This is a genomic window from Rhodanobacter sp. Root179 (genome assembly GCF_001428465.1).
Classification (GTDB): domain Bacteria; phylum Pseudomonadota; class Gammaproteobacteria; order Xanthomonadales; family Rhodanobacteraceae; genus Rhodanobacter.
In genome coordinates this window covers 13719-31709 of record NZ_LMHR01000069.1, presented here as the reverse complement: position 1 = coordinate 31709, position 17991 = coordinate 13719, and the positions used below count along the sequence as shown (strand labels likewise).

At 65.6% G+C, this 17991-nt stretch carries 14 protein-coding genes, 1 tRNA gene and 1 pseudogene; 9 read left to right on the top strand and 7 right to left on the bottom strand.

From position 1 onward, the window contains the following. Window position 1: 1 nt before the first annotated feature. The 7 genes from tssE to uvrB all read right to left on the bottom strand — a co-directional run bounded on the left by tssE (window position 2) and on the right by uvrB (window position 7413). Window positions 2–505, bottom strand: a complete 504-nt coding sequence (gene tssE, locus ASD82_RS07165; RefSeq protein ID WP_056717151.1) for a type VI secretion system baseplate subunit TssE — start codon at window positions 503–505, stop codon at window positions 2–4. 16 nt (window positions 506–521) lie between these two features. Beyond that, window positions 522–1313 carry a type VI secretion system accessory protein TagJ gene (locus ASD82_RS07160; RefSeq protein WP_056717150.1) on the bottom strand — a complete coding sequence of 264 codons (792 nt, stop codon included), beginning with the start codon at window positions 1311–1313 and terminating at the stop codon, window positions 522–524. Window positions 1314–1519: 206 nt separating this feature from the next. Then, the gene (locus tag ASD82_RS07155; RefSeq protein WP_040673222.1) at window positions 1520–2008 is read right to left on the bottom strand and encodes a type VI secretion system tube protein Hcp; all 489 of its coding nucleotides are present in this window, start codon (window positions 2006–2008) and stop codon (window positions 1520–1522) included. 127 nt (window positions 2009–2135) lie between these two features. Further along, window positions 2136–3629, bottom strand: a complete 1494-nt coding sequence (tssC, locus tag ASD82_RS07150) for a type VI secretion system contractile sheath large subunit (RefSeq protein WP_007807833.1) — start codon at window positions 3627–3629, stop codon at window positions 2136–2138. A 6-nt stretch (window positions 3630–3635) separates the two neighbouring features. Next, a complete protein-coding gene (gene tssB, locus ASD82_RS07145; protein ID WP_056717149.1) occupies window positions 3636–4157 on the bottom strand; it encodes a type VI secretion system contractile sheath small subunit in 522 nt (173 codons plus the stop codon). A gap of 1067 nt (window positions 4158–5224) precedes the next feature. After that, a tRNA-Val gene (locus tag ASD82_RS07140) sits at window positions 5225–5299 on the bottom strand. Window positions 5300–5388: 89 nt separating this feature from the next. Next, window positions 5389–7413: an excinuclease ABC subunit UvrB gene (gene uvrB / locus ASD82_RS07135; RefSeq protein WP_056717148.1), complete on the bottom strand. Its 2025-nt coding sequence runs from the start codon at window positions 7411–7413 to the stop codon at window positions 5389–5391. Between the two features lie 152 nt (window positions 7414–7565). On the opposite strand from uvrB, the gene ASD82_RS07130 reads away from it, so the two are divergent. The 9 genes and pseudogenes from ASD82_RS07130 to ASD82_RS07090 form a co-directional block, all read left to right on the top strand. Beyond that, on the top strand, window positions 7566–8126 hold the full coding sequence (locus ASD82_RS07130; RefSeq protein WP_082585271.1) for a GspH/FimT family pseudopilin: 561 nt from the start codon (window positions 7566–7568) through the stop codon (window positions 8124–8126). 193 nt (window positions 8127–8319) lie between these two features. Beyond that, window positions 8320–8757: a universal stress protein gene (locus ASD82_RS07125; protein WP_056717146.1), complete on the top strand. Its 438-nt coding sequence runs from the start codon at window positions 8320–8322 to the stop codon at window positions 8755–8757. Window positions 8758–8916: 159 nt separating this feature from the next. Continuing rightward, entirely contained in the window at window positions 8917–9678 is a 762-nt protein-coding gene (locus ASD82_RS07120) for a cyclic nucleotide-binding domain-containing protein (RefSeq protein ID WP_056717145.1), read from the top strand. 217 nt (window positions 9679–9895) lie between these two features. Continuing rightward, window positions 9896–12178 (top strand): nitric-oxide reductase large subunit, encoded by a 2283-nt coding sequence (locus ASD82_RS07115; protein ID WP_056717144.1) that lies wholly within the window; start codon window positions 9896–9898, stop codon window positions 12176–12178. Between the two features lie 65 nt (window positions 12179–12243). Further along, window positions 12244–12648, top strand: a complete 405-nt coding sequence (locus ASD82_RS07110; protein ID WP_056717143.1) for a SirB2 family protein — start codon at window positions 12244–12246, stop codon at window positions 12646–12648. After that, on the top strand, window positions 12645–14597 hold the full coding sequence (locus ASD82_RS07105; RefSeq protein ID WP_056717170.1) for a pyridoxal-dependent decarboxylase: 1953 nt from the start codon (window positions 12645–12647) through the stop codon (window positions 14595–14597). Before ASD82_RS07110 ends, ASD82_RS07105 begins: the two co-directional genes overlap by 4 nt. Window positions 14598–14611: 14 nt before the next feature. Further along, window positions 14612–15718: a PLP-dependent cysteine synthase family protein gene (locus tag ASD82_RS07100; RefSeq protein ID WP_056717142.1), complete on the top strand. Its 1107-nt coding sequence runs from the start codon at window positions 14612–14614 to the stop codon at window positions 15716–15718. Then, a complete protein-coding gene (locus tag ASD82_RS07095; RefSeq protein WP_056717141.1) occupies window positions 15715–16521 on the top strand; it encodes a prephenate dehydrogenase/arogenate dehydrogenase family protein in 807 nt (268 codons plus the stop codon). Before ASD82_RS07100 ends, ASD82_RS07095 begins: the two co-directional genes overlap by 4 nt. Further along, window positions 16518–17966: pseudogene (locus ASD82_RS07090) on the top strand (UbiD family decarboxylase); the annotation flags it as partial. The gene ASD82_RS07095 and the pseudogene ASD82_RS07090, both read left to right, overlap by 4 nt. Between the last annotated feature and the right edge of the window lie 25 nt (window positions 17967–17991).

The window sequence follows — 17991 nt, the reverse complement described above, 5'->3', positions numbered from 1 at the left end:
ATCAGCCGAAGCCTTCCGATACCTTGAAGTTGCCTGTTTCCAGATCGACTTCGGTCTTCAGGTAGAGATTCAGCGGGATCGGCTGCGCCCACATTTCCGAGTCGATATTGAAGACCAGTGCCTGTCGATCCATGCGCTTGGACATGGCCGTGGCCGTGACCCGAAGCGTGTTGGCCGTGAGCCGGGGCTCAAAGGCGAGAATCGCATCCCTGACCTGGCGCTGCAGCACATCCGGATTGATTCCGGACAAGGCCATGCCGGTCAGGTCCGGGATGCCGAAATTGAGTACCGAGCGCGCCACCTCGGGATATTCGGACAGGTCGTTGTCGGCATCCATGCTCACGCAGTTCAGCAGCCACGACATGTCCCGCGTGACACAGTCACGCAGCCGCGTGGCCGAAATGACCCGCTTCTCGCGGCTCTCTTCCAGCTTGCCCGGTTCGTCGTCGGTAAGGCGATCGAGCAGCGATGGCTGAAGTCGTTCCTGGGTGGTCAATTCAGCCATGGCGATGCATCCCGGCTCAGGCGGCGTCGAACGCGATCAATCGCGCGTCGAAGAGCGAATACTCTGCCGCATCGGTGGCCAGCATGCGCTGGCCCAGGCCCACATGCAGTCCTTCACCTTGCTCGGTCCAGTCGGTACGGCGGCCGAGCACGAGGTCATGATCCCCAGTGAGTTCGCTGCCCGCATAACGCCCCGGAATGAAACCGATCGCTTTCCCGCCATTGCTCCAGGTGACCTGGGTCGGCACCCAGATCTTGTCGCGCAAATCGCTTGGTGCCTCGAACTTCAGCTCGCTCAGGCGCGAGAACGGCACCCAGGAGTAACCACCGTTGACGATGATCTCCAGACAGGGGCCGATGCGCGGGTCCGCGTCGGCGATCCACTCGAACGCATTTCCGTCGATATTTCCGGCTACTGCCGGCGCCTGCTCGAAAGCCTGTTCACGCAGGGCGGCGGCCTGCTCATGCTGTCCTTCGGCGTCCAACTTGAGTGCCTGGAGCAGCAGCGCCAGCCATTGTTCCGGTTCTCCGATGATCACCGGCATGCGCTTGCCGGCAAAGACCTCGGCGCGCACGAGCTCGCCGCGCAATGCTTCGGAATACGCGCCCACCATCATGGCGTTGAGCGGATCAAGCTCGCCGCAGACGTTCAACTGGTTCTGTGCCCGCTCCCATTGTCCGAGCAGGGCCAGCAACTGGAATAAAAAAACCCGGCGCTTGGCGTCTGCCGGGTTGTTGCGTACTTCTGCAGTGAGCAATTGCAGTGCCTCGTCAGGCCGACCATCTTTGAGCTTGCTCTCGGGCGTCATGTCATTCTCGGAAGCGTATCTGTGGACATGTCCACAGACAGGCCCGTTGTCCATGCTTGGCCCCGGAGCCACTCGCGCACGAGATCCGCAAGACCACGCACGGCCTGGTTCTGGACCAGACCTGCGCGTGCACCGAGCGGACGATCAGAGCGGAAGCTCCGGGGTTCAACCCCGGCTGTGTTGCAAGCCGGGGAGCATCGCGTGATTTAAGCGACTTCTTCGACGCTGTACGCGACCGTACCGGCTTCGCTGACCTTGCCCTTGTCGTCCTGGGTGGAATAGGCGACTTCGAACTTGGCAAACGCCAGCGAGATGTTCTCGGTCAGCATGTCCTCACCACCCGAGCCACCGGTGCTGTAGCTGGTGACCATCACGCTGGTGAGCGTGACTTTCAGGTAGTCATCCTGCGTGCCGCCGGCCTTGGACACATAAAGGATGGCCGAATCGGAATGGGCGCCGGTGGTCAGGGCCTTCATGAACTGCGTCGAGCTCTTGTCCACATACTTCGTGATGCTGATGTCCTGGACGTTGGCCTTGCCGGCGCCGCCGCCGCTGCCATGGCCGAACGAGCCACTCTGCGACATGCCCCACGACCAGGCCAGGAGCTGAATCTTGCCAGCGTGCTTCTTGTGCTTCGACTCACCGGTAAAGGTGACCGAACCGCCCTTCAACTCCAGATGCATGTCTAATGCCATGAGAATTCTCCTTGTCAGTTTTGGTCAATTGAACCGGATTGGCCTTCTACTCTTCACCAACGATCCGGCGATGTTGCGTGCAACCACTTGCGCCATGAAGCCATGAAACGAACATCTGGCAGGAGCGTCAGCTCTTTGCCGCAGACGGCAGGCGGGAAACCAGCCGCAAGGACACCGTCAAACCTTCCAGCTGGTAATGCGGCTTGAGGAAGAACTTCGAAGTGTAGAAACCCGGTGCGCCCTCCACTTCTTCCACGATGACTTCCGCCGCGGACAGAGGCTTGCGCGCCTTGGTTTCCTCGCTGGAGTTCGCCGGATCACCGTCGACGTACTGGCCGATCCAGGACCCCAGCCACCGCTCCATCGCATCACGATCCTTGAACGAACCGATCTTGTCCCGGACGATGCACTTCAGGTAATGCGCGAAGCGGCAGCAGGCGAACATGTACGGCAGACGTGCGCCGAGGGCCGCGTTCGCGGTCGCGTCCGGATCGTCGTACTCGTCCGGTTTGGCCAGCGACTGCGCGCTGATGAACGCCGCCATGTCCGAGTTCTTCCGGTGGACCAGCGGCATCATGCCCATCTTGTCCAGTTCGGCCGAACGGCGGTCGGTGATGGCGATTTCGGTCGGGCACTTCATGTCCACGCCGCCGTCGTCGGTGGGGAACGTGTGCGCCGGCAGGCCTTCCACCGCACCACCGGACTCGATGCCGCGGATGCGCGAGCACCAGCCATATTCCTTGAACGAACGGTTGATGTTCACCGCCATCGAGTAGGCCGCGTTCTGCCAGGTGTACTTGGAAGAGTCGGCGCCACTGGTGTCCTCTTCGAAATTGAACTCCTCGACCGGATCGGTCTTGGAGCCATACGGGAGGCGCGCGAGCGTGCGCGGCATGGTCAGACCGATGTACTTGGCGTCGTCCGACTCGCGCAGCGAACGCCACGCGGCGTAGTCCGGGGTGGAAAACACCTTGGCCAAATCACGCGGATTGGCCAGTTCGTTCCAGCTGTCCATCCCCATCAGCGTGGATGCCGCCGCGGAAATGAACGGCGCATGCGCCGCCGCCGCGACCTGCGCGATACCGCTCAGCAGCTCGACGTCGGGCGGGCTGTGGTCGAAATAGTAGTCACCCACCAGGCAGCCGTAGGGTTCACCACCGAGCTGGCCGTATTCTTCCTCGTACATCTTCTTGAAGATCGGGCTCTGGTCCCAAGCCGTGCCCTTGTAGCGCTTCAGGGTCTTGGCCAGGTCCTTCTTGGAGATGTTCAACACGCGGATCTTCAGCTGCTGATCCGTTTCGGTGTTGTTGACCAGGTGATGCAGGCCGCGCCACGCGCTCTCCAGCTTCTGGAAATCGGCGTGGTGCATGATCAGGTTGATCTGCTCGCTGAGCTTGCGATCGATCTCGGCGATGTAGGCGTTGATGGTCTGCGCAACGTCGTCCGAGACGATGTCGGAACGGCTCAGCACCTGTTCGGCCAGGGTACGGACGGCCGATTCCACTTCTTCCTTGGCGCGGTCGCTCTTGGGCTTGAATTCCTTGTTAAGCAGCGCAGCAAAATCGCCGGCGTCCAGAGTCTCTGTGGCGCCACCCTGTTCGGCTAGTTTCTCGGTTGCCATGCGTGCTTACTCCCCGTCTTTGTTGTTGTCGTCGGACGGCTTCGGCGCTGAAGCCAGCGACTGCAGCAGCGCCGGGTCCTTCAATGCCTGGGCGATCAGGTTCTCTGCGCCGGCCTTGCCGTCCATGTAGGTGTCGAGGTTGGCAAGCTGGGTACGCGCCTCAAGCAGCTTGGCCACGGCGCCCACCTTGCGGGCCACCGCCGCCGGCGAAAAGTCATCCATGCTCTCGAATGTGATGTCGACCGAGAGATTGCCTTCGCCGGTCAGGGTGTTGGGAACGGCAAACGTCACCCTGGGCTTCATCGACTGCAACCGGTTGTCGAAGTTGTCGACATCGATCTCCAGCGCCTTGCGGTCCTCGATCGAGGGCAGCTCGCCAGCGTTCGCACCGGAGAGATCCGACATCACGCCCATCACGAACGGAACCTGGACCTTCTTCTGCGCGCCGTAGACCTCGACGTCGTATTCGATCTGCACGCGCGGCGCACGGTTGCGCGCGATGAACTTCTGACTGCTTTGCTTGGCCATGCCTTGTCTCCCGGTAAATGCTCTTGCAGTTCGAACGGAACGATCAATTCGGTGCGGTACCTGTGTGCGCGTGCCGCAAAAAAACCTACGTCGGTGGGCCGACGTTCCCGCAGCGCGAAATGACCGCGATGGAGAACTGCCGGGATTTGCATTGATGCCCTTCATTGCTGCTGCCCGACATCCCGAAAGCTGCAAGCGCACATGCGCTGCACAGCCGGACCCGTTCAATCAGCCGGACGTTGCATCAATTGGAATTGCGCAATTTCGAAATACTGCGAACTGCAGGTTCCGGCGCCCATGGGCACACGGCGGGGATCCCGGCACAGTCTCCGGATCAGACCCAATACCACCAGATGGTTCGCAAGCGTGATCGTCCACCCCCTTCATTCCATGCGTCGGACAGGCTCGACGAGGCTCCTTGCTTGCCTCGCCCTGATCTTTCCACCTCATGGCCAAGCCCGTCTCATCCGGACGAACGCACCAGCTGCCGAATTGCAGCAATGAAGTGTCTTGCAACCCCCGTATCAACCATCGTCACCGAAATGCTGCACTTGCCAGCACAGTCCGTGATACCCGGAGGCCCCTGAATCTGATATCTGCGAAACGGCAGGTTTCTGCGCTTCGCTTCAATCCTGAACCAACTTGGTTCGCCCGATAACGTACATCTGCAATCGCCTGTCTGCAAGCTGAATTTGAAGCTGTCGACGGTAATGACAACAAACTAACAACCAGCCGGCGCCCGATGACAGCCGCGACACGACAATTGCTGCTGCATCATGTGATTGAGAAGCATCGCCGGACGCGAGTTCCTGTAGGTTTTTGCCCCGTCCTGGTGATCATGCACACGGGAAAGGAGCCGGCCAGCCCGGCCGAAAACGGCGGCGCCGCTGGTAAGCCGATTCACTGAATCTCCCATTGCAGGAAAATCGATGCATCAGCTAAACGGAGTCCAGTTCGACATCGGGATGCGCCCGCCTGCCATGCCGGGAACGTCAGGATGCCGATTCCGATGACCGAAAACAGAAGCGGCGCGAACCCTGGGGATCGCGCCGCTTCTGGATTTCAATTGGTGGGCGGTACAAGGATCGAACTTGTGACCCCTACCATGTCAAGGTAGTGCTCTACCGCTGAGCTAACCGCCCGTATCGCGCCTGACCTGCCACGCGAGCCGCGCAGTATACGGGAGCCGAAGGCGATCGACAATATCCCGCCGGCAACGGGTTTTCCGGGCTCAACGCAGCGATTGCTCGCGCAATTGATGGATCTGGTCGCGCAGACGGGCGGCATCCTCGAATTCCAGGTTCTGCGCGTGTTTGTACATCTGCGTCTCCAGCTTTTTCAGCAGTGCCGAAGCCTGCTGCGAACTCATGCCTGCGTAATCGGCAGCCTGCTCGGCCACGGCGGCCTGACTGCGGGACGATGACTTGCCGCCACGGCGGTTGCCAGCATCGCTGCGCGCCCCTTCCATGATGTCGGCGATGCGGCGCACCACGGTCTTTGGCGTTATCCCGTGCGCTTCGTTGTAAGCCAGCTGCTTTTCGCGACGGCGGGCGGTTTCGTCCATCGCGGCCTGCATCGAGCGGGTGACGTTGTCGGCATACAGGATCGCCTTGCCGCGCACGTTGCGCGCGGCGCGGCCGATGGTCTGGATCAGCGAGCCGGTGGAACGCAGAAAGCCCTCCTTGTCCGCGTCGAGCACCGCCACCAGCGACACCTCGGGCATGTCCAGGCCTTCGCGCAGCAGGTTGATGCCGACCAGCACGTCGAACTCGCCCAGGCGCAAATCGCGGATGATTTCGCTGCGCTCGACCGTCTCGATGTCCGAGTGCAGGTAGCGCACCTTCACGTCGTGTTCGGACAGGTATTCGGTGAGGTTCTCGGCCATGCGCTTGGTCAGCGTGGTGACCAGCACGCGGTCGCCCATCGCGATGCGCTTGTGCGCCTCGCTGAGCAGGTCGTCGACCTGGGTGCGCACCGGGCGCACCTCCACTTCCGGATCGACCAGGCCGGTGGGACGCACCACCAGCTCGGTCACCGCGTCGCCGGACTTCTGCAGTTCGTAGTCGCGCGGCGTGGCGGAGACGTAGATCGCCCGCGGCACGCGCTCCTCCCATTCCTCGAAGCGCAGCGGCCGGTTGTCCATCGCCGAGGGCAGCCGGAAGCCGAACTCGACCAGGGTTTCCTTGCGCGAGCGGTCGCCCTTGTACATCGCGCCCAACTGCGGCACGGTAACGTGGGACTCGTCGACCACCAGCAGGCCGTCGGCCGGCAGGTAGTCGAACAGCGTAGGTGGCGGTTCCCCCGGCGCGCGCCTGGTCAGGTGGCGCGAGTAGTTCTCGATGCCCTGGCAGTAACCGACCTCGGCCATCATCTCCAGGTCGAAGCGGGTGCGCTGCTCCAGCCGCTGCGCCTCGACCAGCTTGTTTTCCCTGTACAGATATTCCAGCCGCTCCTTCAGCTCGACCTTGATCGTCTCGATCGCGTTCAGCACGCTCTCGCGGGTGCTGGCGTAGTGCGTGCGGGGGTAGACGGTGTAGCGCTGCACCTTGCGGATGGTTTCTCCGGTGAGCGGGTCGAACAGCGCCATCTTCTCCACTTCGCCGTCAAACAGCTCGATGCGCAGCGCCTCGGTTTCCGATTCGGCCGGGAACACGTCGATGATCTCGCCGCGCACGCGATAGGTGCCGCGGCGCAGCTCCATTTCGTTGCGGGTGTACTGCAGCTCGGTCAGCTGGTGGATCAGCTTGCGCTGGTCGATGCGCTCGCCGGTGGCCAGGATCAGGCGCAGGCTGAGGTAGTCCTCCGGATTGCCCAGGCCGTAGATCGCCGACACCGTGGCCACGATGATCGAATCGCGCCGCGACAGCAGTGCCTTGGTCGCCGACAGCCGCATCTGCTCGATGTGCTCGTTGATCGAGGCATCCTTCTCGATGAAGGTGTCCGACGCCACCACGTAGGCTTCCGGCTGGTAGTAGTCGTAATAGCTGACGAAGTATTCCACCGCGTTGTGCGGAAAGAATTCCCTGAACTCGCCGTACAGCTGCGCCGCCAGCGTCTTGTTCGGCGCCATCACGATGGTCGGTCGCTGCACGCGTTCGATCACGTTGGCGATGGTGTAGGTCTTGCCCGAACCGGTCACGCCGAGCAGGGTCTGCGCGGCTAGGCCGGCCTCGAAACCCTGGGCCAGACGCGTGATGGCCTGCGGCTGGTCGCCGGCGGGCTGATAGGGAGCAACAAGTTGGAAGCGATCAGTCATCGGCTACAGATGTGGGCGCGGTGCGACATTTTAAATCGGGCCTGCTGACAGGAAGTGTCACCAGAAGCCGACGAACGGGAGGCTGCGCGGCCACTGGAGAGGAAACACCCGCGCCATAGCATGGATGTCCGGTCCACGCAGGAGGCGACGCCGTGACGATACCCGGGAACCGCAGGCCATGGCACGGGCAAACCGGCTTTACCCTGATCGAGCAGATCATGGTGCTCGCCATCATCGGCATCCTGGCCAGCGTGGCCACACCGTCCCTGCATCGCATGGTCGGCCGCAACGAACTGCGGGTTGCCCAGATGGATTTCATCAGCGCCCTGCAGCACACGCGTCAGACAGCCGTGATGAGCGGCAGGCGTTCGCTGTTCTGCCCTACCCGGGATGGCGGCAACTGCAGCGGTGAAACCCGCTGGGACGAGGGCTGGCTGGTCGGGCACGACAGCAATGGCGACGACCAGCCGGACGGGCATCCCCTGCGCGTCGGCAGCGGCCATCGCGGGAAGCTGCTGATCCAGAGCAGCAATGGCAGGCACGTCGTCCGCTTCCACCCGGACGGCACCGCCGGTGGCAGCAATATCACCCTGCTGTTCTGCCAGCCGGCGCACGCCAGCGACGCACTCACCGTCGTAGTCTCCAACGCCGGCCGGGTTCGCGGCGCACCGGCCAGTGCAGCGCAGATCGCCACCTGCGCCCGTCTGAACTGACCCTGGGCGCACCCGACGCCCACTTGATCCCGGTCAATACCTCGTCCAGCGGATGCGAACATGCTGTCTTCCGAGCCCCGAGGAGACCGCGTGGCGCGTGATCTGCCTGGCGTCCGACGAATCGAAGTTCGTGGCCGACATCGATGGCGGCCACACCTGCCGCTGACCTTCCACAACCCATGAGAAGTTCGCCATGTTCAAGCGCATCCTGCTGCCTGTCGACGGTTCCGAACTGTCCCTGCGTGCCGTCGATACCGGCATCGAGCTGGCCGCCCGGCTGGGCGCCAGCGTGTACGCCTTCCACGTGATCGCACCGTTCCCCGCCTCCATCTACTTCGCGGAAATCATCCAGGCCAACGAGCCGACCTATACCAGCGAGGCCATCGCCAACGCCGAGAAGTACCTGGCCGACGTGAGCCGGCGCGCACAGGCCGCCGGAGTTCCCTGCGAGGGCAGCCACGAGACCGACGCACGACCCTACTCGGCCATCGTCGGCGCAGCGCGCAAGCAGCAGTGTGACCTGATCGTGATGGCCTCGCACGGCTGGCGCGGTTTCGATCGCTTGTTGCTGGGCAGCGAGACACACAAGGTAATCCTCAACGGCGACGTGCCGGTGCTGGTTTGCCGCTGACTGGGCAACTGGCTGGCGGAACTGACACCGCCCCGGCTTCGGACACCTTGTCCAGCCGGTCCTGCACGGCGAGAAACCAGGCTGCCATGCTATCGTTCAAGGCGTCCGCCACCACCGGCGCGCTCGCCCGGGCCGCTCCCGGTATCGCCCGAGAAGTTGATGGAAACAGCCGCCGCCGTGCTCGACCTGAACCAGCTGCGCCGCAGTTGTTCGTCCTGTGCCTTGAGTGAACTGTGCCTGCCCGCCGGGATTGGCGGCGACGACCTCGAAAAGCTCGACATGACGATCCGCGACAAGCGCATGCTGGATCGGGGCGGCGCGCTGTATCGCGATGGCGATCCCTTCCACGCGCTCTACGTGGTGCGTTCGGGCTCGTTGAAGACCTTCGTGCAGGACGACACCGGCGCTGTGCAGATCCTGGGCTTCCACCTGCCCGGCGACATCGTCGGTTTCGACGCGCTGGCGACGGATCGGCACGTCAGCCAGGCAGAAGCGCTGGAGCGCAGCAGCATCTGCGAGCTGCCGTATGAGCGCCTGCAACAGGTCACCAGCGAGGTGCCGGCGCTGCATCGACAGCTGATGCGCGTGGTCAGCCGCGAGGTGGTCGAGGAACACCGGCACACGGTGGTGATGGGACGGCAGCAGGCACAGGAGCAGCTGGCGATCTTCCTGAAGAGCCTGTCCGATCGCTACCAGCGCCTGCAGCGCGACGGCAGCATGCTGACCCTGTCGATGTCGCGCTACGACATCGCCAACTACCTCGGCCTGGTGGTCGAGACGGTCAGCCGCCTGTTCTCGCGCATGGAGGAGATGGGCGTGCTCGAAGTGAACCGGAAGGCCGTACGCATCCGCCGTCCCGATTTGCTGGCCGGGCTGTGTCGCGGAAGCGTGGCCGCCGCCAAGCATCGCGAAGCCAACTAGGCCTGACCGACCGGCCGGGCCAGCCCCGGCAGCACCCGCTTCCCCTCCCTGCATGACGCCTGCGCCGCGCGATCGGCGAAGGGTTGCGGCCCATTCGCGTCCGCGGCACGGCCACCGCGACAATTCGCGCAGGCAGGCGAAGGGTTCGCTTGACCTGCATCAACAACGACGACGGTCGCCTCGACCAGCATGCGCGCATCTTTCAGGGAGATGCACCATGAGTACCACCCGAAAACTCTGGCTGGGGCTGGCGGCGTTGCTCGTCGCCTCCTTCGCCGTGCTGCTGTGGGTCGGCAAGGAGGTCCACCAGCAGGCGCCGCCGCTGCCCACCGCCGTCGTCACCGCAGACGGCCAGACGCTGTACACCAAGGGCGACATGGAAGAAGGTCGGCAGGTCTGGCAGAGCATCGGCGGCCAGCAGCTGGGCTCGATCTGGGGCCATGGCGCCTTGCTGGCGCCGGACTGGAGCGCGGACTGGCTGCATCGCGAAAGCATGGCGATGCTTGAATTGCTTTCCCGCGACGCCGGCCTGGGCCCCTACGACACGCTGACCGCGCAACAGCAGGCCCCGCTGAAGGCCCGCGTGCAGGAAGAGCTGCGCACCAACACCTGGGACGCGGCCAGCAACACCATCACCGTCTCGGCGTTGCGCGCCCGCGCGATGGAAGCCGTGGCGGCGCACTACATGAGCCTGCTCGGCAACGACCCGGCCACGCACAAGCTGCGCGAAGGCTACGCCATGCGCGAGAACACCGTGGCCGAGATGGAACACCGGCGCGAGGTCACCGCGTTCTTCTGGTGGACCAGCTGGGCGGCCGCCACGCAACGCCCGAACGAGCCGATGAGCTATACGCAGAACTGGCCGTACGAACCACTGGCCGGCAACACGCCGACCTCGACCAGCTTCCTGTGGTCGGTCTTCAGCATCCTGTTCATGATCTTCGGCATCGGCCTGCTCGGCTGGCATCACGCCCGCCAGGTCAGCCATGAACCGCTGCCGGTCGTTCCGGCGCGCGACCCGCTGACCGAGTTCAAGGCCACGCCGTCGATGAAGGCCACCGGCAAGTATTTCTGGACCGTGCTGGGCCTGTTCCTCGCGCAGATCCTGCTGGGTGCCACCACCGCGCATTACCAGGTGGAAGGCCAGGAAGCCTACGGCTTCGCGCTGGCCAACTACCTGCCGTACAGCCTCACCCGTACCTGGCATACCGAACTGGCCGTGCTGTGGATCGCCACCGCATGGCTGGCCACCGGCCTGTACATCGCGCCGCTGATCTCCGGCCACGAGCCGAAATTCCAGCGGCTCGGGGTGAACTTCCTGTGGGTCTGCCTGCTGGTCATCGTGGTCGGTTCGTTCGCCGGTCAGTGGTTCGCGGTTATGGACAAGATGGGCCTGAAGTACAACTTCTGGTTTGGCCACCAGGGCTGGGAATACACCGACATCGGCCGCTTCTGGCAGATCTTCCTGTTCATCGGCCTGATGCTGTGGCTGTTCCTGGTCGGCCGCGCCCTGTGGCCGGCGATGAACCGCAACAAGGAAGGCGCCTCGATCGTGGGCCTGCTGTTCCTGTCCACGGTGGCGATCGGCCTGCTCTACGGCGCCGGCCTGATGTGGGGCGAGCACACCCATATCGCGATGGTCGAATACTGGCGCTGGTGGGTGGTGCACCTGTGGGTGGAAGGCTTCTTCGAAGTGTTCGCCACCGCGGTGATCAGCTACCTGTTCGTGCGGCTGGGCCTGCTGCGGGTGACCACGGCCACCACCAACGTGCTGTTCGCCACCATCGTGTTCATGGCCGGCGGCGTGCTGGGCACCCTGCATCACCTGTACTTCAGCGGCACCACCACGGCGGTGATCGCGCTGGGCGCCAGCTTCTCGGCACTGGAAGTGGTGCCGCTGGCCCTGATCGGCATGGAAGCGTATGACACATGGAAGAAGCAGCACGAGGCACCGTGGATGGCGCGCTACCGCTGGCCGATCATGTTCTTCGTGGCGGTGAGCTTCTGGAACCTGGTCGGTGCCGGCCTGCTCGGCTTCCTGGTCAACACACCGATCGCGCTGTACTACATGCAGGGCCTGAACCTCACCGCCACGCATGGTCACACCGCCCTGTTCGGCGTGTACGGCATGCTCGGCCTGGGCCTGATGCTGTTCTGCCTGCGCGGCATCAAGCCGGACGCCGAGTGGCGCGAAGGCTGGCTGAAGAGCTCGTTCTGGCTGCTCAACATCGGCCTGTCGCTGATGGCTGCGCTGACCCTGCTGCCGCTGGGCATCCTGCAGCTGAAGGCGGTGCTGGAGCACGGCTACTGGTTCGCCCGCTCCGCCGAGTTCATGGATCGCCCGCTGATCCACATGCTGGTGTGGATGCGCGTGCCGGGCGACACCCTGTTCGCCATCGGCGCGCTGCTGATCTCGGTGTTCGTGGCCGCGCTGTGGCTGTTCCCGAAACGACGGACGGCAACGGCGACCTCGCCACGAGCGATTCGCAACAACGCGTGACTTGCATCAGGGCGCGCCACACGGCGCGCCCTGATGCTTTACCCGTTCCCCGGCAGCGATCCCCGATGCTCGAGTTCTATCCCCAAATCAAATGGCTCCACATCGCCTGCGTGCTGGCCAGCGGTTCGCTGTTCGCGCTGCGCGGCCTGCTGACCCAGTTCGGCTACGCCGGCGCCGCCCAGTGGGAGCCCGTGCGCTGGCTGAGCTACGCGATCGACACCAGCCTGCTCACCGCCGCGCTGATGCTGGTCAGCATCCTGCCCGGCGCGCTGTTCGCCAACGGCTGGCTCACCACCAAGCTGGTGCTGCTGGTGGTCTACGTGGTGCTGGCCACGCTGGCACTGAAGCGCGCCCGCGGACGCCGTGCGCGGCTGGCCTTCTTCATCGCCGCACTGGCCAGCTACGTCTACATGCTCGGCGTGGCGCGCATGCACCACCCGCTGGGCTGGCTGCATGGATGGATCGCATGAGCGCACAACCGTTCAACCACGGCGAGCCGCGTGACCACACGCTGGACGCCTGCTTCCTCGGCCCCTACGGCGAGAACGACGCGCTGCTGGAAAAGATGCTGGTCGAGTTCCTGCGCGACCACGTCTACTGGCGGCGCAACTTCCACCCGGAAGATCCGCCGGCGATCGCCACCGCCGCCGCGCATCATCCCGATTACCTTGCCTTCGAATCGCGCATGCGCCGCGAGCTGCACCAGCTGTCGGCGTCGCTGAAGAAGTCGGTGCCGTTCCACAGCCCACGCTACATCGGCCACATGGCCTCGGACCTGCTGCTGCCGGGCCTGGCCGCGCAGATGCTGACCCTGCCCTACAACCCCAACAACGTCAGCGAGGATGCCGCGCCGGTCACCGTCGACATGGAGGTGCAGGTCGGCCTGCAGCTGGCGCGCATGCTCGGCTATCCGCACGATCCGGCGCGGGACGCCTGTGCGTTCGGCCACCTCACCTCCGGCGGCACCCTGGCCAACTACCAGGCATTGCGCCTGGCGCTGGCGCTGAAAGCCTTTCCGGTGGCGCTGCGCACTGCGCAGGTGCCCGGGCTGGCGCTGCCGGAGGATGACTGGAGCGCGTTCAACCTCGCGCAGGCGGACGGCATCGCGCTGCTGACCGACTGGCAGGCCTGGCTTGCGGCGCAACCCGCAGCCGAGCGCAGTTGCTGGCTGCATCGGGTCGAACGCGAGCGGATCGAGCAGCGCGGCCTGGTCGACTTCTTCGCCGCCTATCCCGCGCTGAAGCTGCCGCGGGTGCTGGCGCCGGTGACCGCCCACTACTCGTGGAGCAAGGGCGTGAAGCTGCTCGGCCTGGGGCGCGACCAGCTGGAACTGCTGCCCACCGAAGGCATGCGACTGGACCCGGCCGCCCTGCGCGACACGCTGGAGCGCTGTGCCCGCCAGCAACAACCCGTGCTGATGTGCGTGGCGGTGCTGGGCGGCACCGAGTACGGCACCATCGATCCGATCGACCAGGTGCTGGCCGCCCGCGATGCATCGCGCCAGCGGGGGCTGGATTTCGCCGTGCACGTCGACGCTGCCTGGGGCGGCTACCTGGCCACCCTGTTCCGCAACGAGGACGGCTCGCTGCGTCCGCGCGACGAAGTCGCCGCCGACTACGTGCAGTTCCCCACGCCCGCCGTGCATGCCGCGTTCGCCGCGCTGGGCGCCACCGACTCGGTCACCGTCGATCCGCACAAGCTCGGCTACCTGCCCTACGGCAGCGGCGCCTTCATCTGCCGCGACCACCGGGCGATGACGCTGCTGGCCGAGCGCGCCGACTATGTCTTCCACGGCGGCACGCCGAAGGACTATCTCGCCCGCTACCGCAGCCTGGGCCAGTTCATTCCGGAAGGCTCCAAGTCCGGCGCGGCGGCGGCGGCCGTCTATGTCACCCACAAGGTGTTGCCGCTGGATCATGCCCACTTCGGCCGCCTGCCCTGCGCCACCGTGCGTGCCGCCGAAACCTTCCACGCCCGCGCGCAGCGCTTCGCGCTGGAACTGGCCGACTGCGTCCACGCGCTGGTGCCGTTCGCGCCGGACAGCAACCTGGTCTGCCTGGCGCTCAACCCGCGCGGCAACCGCTCGATCACCGCCGCCAACGCCTTCGTGCGCGAACTGCACGACACCTTGCGCTGCGATCCGCAGCAGCCGCTGCAGACCAAGGAGTTCTTCGGCTCGGTGACCACGCTGCGCCCGGACATGCTGGGCCACGCGCAGACCACGCGCATCTTCCAGGCGCTGGGCCTGGATGCGAGCTCGCTCGATCCGGACGAGGACCGGCTGATGATCCTGCGCCACACGCTGATGAATCCGTACCTGATCGATCACGAGAACGGCATCAGCTACATCGACCGCTATTTCGAATTTCTCGGCCGCCGCATGCGCGCGATGCACCGGGCCGCGAGCCACGCGCCATGAATCCGGAGTCTCCGATGGACAGCGTCCTGCACCTGGTCAACCTGCAACAGGACCACGATCGCCGCTGGGTGCACGATGCCCTGACCAAGCTGGCGCAGGAGGCCGCGCGCTCCGCCGACACCCATCTGCTGAAGCTGAATTTCCCCGGCTTCCACGGCATCGACTTCTACTTCAAGGACGAGGCCGCCCACCCCAGCGGCAGCCTGAAGCACCGGCTGGCCCGCTCGCTGTTCCTGTACGCGCTGTGCAACGGCCGGCTGCGTGGCGGCCAGGCGGTGGTGGACGCATCTTCGGGCAGCACGGCGATTTCGGAAGCCTGGTTCGCGCGCCTGCTCGGCCTGTCATTCACCGCGGTGATGCCGGCCTGCACCGCGCCGGGCAAGATCCGCGACGTGCAAGCGCTGGGCGGCACCTGCGACCTGGTCGACGATCCGGCCCAGGTGCACGCGCGCGCCGCGGAACATGCCGCGCGTGGCGCCTGCCATCTCGATCAGTTCGGCCTGGCCGAGCGCGCCACCGACTGGCGCGGCAACAACAACATCGCCGAGTCGATCATCGGCCAGCTCGCGCTCGAGGCCGAGCCGGAACCCGCGTGGATCGTCTGCGGCGCCGGCACCGGCGGTACCTCGGCCACCATCGGCCGCTACCTGCGCTATCGCCGGCTGCACACCAGACTGTGCGTGGCCGAGCCCAGCGGCAGCGGGTACGTGCACGGCTGGCGCAATCGCGACACGAAGGCGGTGGCCAGCCAGCCCACCCTGATCGAAGGCATCGGCCGACCACGCGTGGAACCGGGCTTCATCTTCGACGTGGTCGACCGCGTCAACGAAATTCCCGACGCCGCGTCGATCGCCGCCGCCTGGTTGCTGGAAGACCTGCTCGGCCATCGCTACGGCGGCTCGTCCGGCACCAACCTGGTCGCCTGCCTGCAGCTGGCCGCGTCGATGCGCGCGCGCGGACAGCGCGGCAGCATCGTCAGCCTGCTGTGCGACCGCGGCGAGCGCTACGCGCAGACCCTGTTCGACCGCGACTGGCTGGCCGCGCGCGCGATCGACCTCGCGCCGTGGGATGCCGCGCTGCGCCACAGCCTGGCCAGCGGCCGCGCGCCCGCGCTGACATGAGCACCGCCGAATCGCCGGCTCCGGGCATGCACTTTGCGCTGCTGGGCCATGGCTGTTTCGGCGCGGCGTTTGCGCAGCTGTTGCTGCAGGCGGGGCATCACGTGCGCGTGTTCGATCCGCACGCGCGGGTTCCCGCCGCGCTGGCCGCGTCATCCTTGCGTGTCGCGCTCGATGGCGCGCAGTGGATCGTGCTGGCGATGCCGGTGCCGCAACTGCGCAACGCCCTGCTCGCGTTGCAACCGCTGCTGCACGCCGGCCAGATCGTGTTCGACGTGGGCAGCGTGAAGATGCATCCCTGCGCGGCGATGGACGAGTTGCTGGGCGACGCGATTCCCCACGTCGGCAGCCATCCACTGTTCGGCCCGCTCAGCCTGGCCCGCGACGAGCGCCCGCGGCGCACGGTGATCTGCGCCTCCGCCCGGCATCCGCAGGCCGCCGCTCGCGCAGGCGAGTTGTTCGCCGCGCTCGGCTGCGAAGTCATCGAACAGGACCCGGAGCGCCACGACCGCGCGATGGCGCGCACCCACGTGCTGGCCTTCTTCATCGCCAAGGCGCTGATCGACATCGGCGTGGACGACGGCATGCCGATCGCGCCGCCTTCGTTCCAGGGCATGAAACACATGTTGGCCGCGGTGCGCGGCGACGCCGGCCACCTGTTCGGCGCGATCCAGCGCGAAAACCCGTTTGCCGCCGAGGCCCGCGCCGAGCTGCTGGCCGAACTGCAACGCGTGCATCAACACCTGCTGGCCGCGACGGATGACGACGAGCTGGCCATTGCGACCTCGGGCGAACCGTCCGCATGAGTTTCCACGACCTGCGCAGCTTCCTGCAGCGGCTGGAACGCGAGCAGCAATTGCAGCGCGTCAGCGCGCCCGTCGACACGCATCTGGAGTCCACCGCGCTGAGCCTGCGCGCGCTGCGCGAGGCGGGCCCCGCGTTGCTGATGGAACATCCCGGCGATAGCCGCCACGCGTTGCTCGGCAACCTGTTCGGCCATCGTCGCCGCATCGAGCTGGCGCTGGCCGGGCGGCCGCTGGCCTCGCTGCGCGAATTGGGCCAGCTGCTTGCCGCGATCAAGGAACCGCGCTGGCCATCCAGCCTGCGCCAGGCGCTGGCCACCTGGCCGGAGCTGGCGCAGCTGGCCCACGTCGCACCGCAACGGATGCGCGAGGCGGCGTTCGAACACGAAACCCTGCGCGGCGACGAGATCGACCTGGCCCGCCTGCCGATCCAGCACTGCTGGCCGGACGACGCCGGCAAGCTGATCACCTTCGGCCTGGTGGTGACCCGCGGCACCGGCAAGCCGCGGCAGAACGTGGCGATCTACCGCCAGCAGGTGATCGGGCCGAACCGGGTGATCATGCGCTGGCTGCCGCATCGCGGCGGCGCGCTGGACTACGCCGACTGGCGCGCCGCGCACCCGCAGCAACCATTCCCGCTACTGGTCGCCATCGGCGCCGATCCGGCGACCATGCTGGCGGCCGTCGCGCCGGTGCCGGACAGCTTGTCCGAATACGAATTCGCCGGCCTGCTGCGCGGCCAGCGCACCCGCGTGTGGCACAGCGAGCTGACCGGGCTGGATGCGCCGGCCGGTGCGGAGATCCTGCTGGAAGGCTTCATCCACCCTGACGACAGCGCGCTGGAAGGTCCGTTCGGCGACCACACCGGCTACTACAACGCGCAGGACCATTTCCCCGTCTTCACCATCGAACGCCTGCGCCTGCGCCGCGACGCGATCTACCACGGCAGCTACATGGGCCGCGCGCCGCACGACGAGCCGTCGGTGCTGTCGATGGCGCTGAACGACATCTTCGTGCCGATCCTGCAGAAGGTGTTTCCCGAGATCGTCGACTTCTTCCTGCCGCCCGAAGCGTGCTCGTACCGCATCGCCGTGGTCAGCATCCGCAAGCAGTACGCCGGCCATGCGCGGCGCATCATGATGGCGGTGTGGTCGTACCTGCGCCAGTTCACCTACACCAAGTTCGTGATCGTCACCGACGACGACATCGATGTGCGCGACTGGTCGGCGGTGATCTGGGCGGTGTCCACCCGGGTCGATCCCGCGCGCGACACCATGCTGGTGGAGAACACCCCGATCGACTACCTGGACTTCGCCAGCCCGGTGGCCGGCGTGGGCTCCAAGCTCGGCATCGACGCCACCCGCAAATGGCCGTCCGAAACCACGCGTACCTGGAGTCGTCCGATCGTGCCGGATGCCGCGGTGGAGCGGCGCGTGGATGCCCTGTGGCAATCACTGCAGGCATCCCGCGACC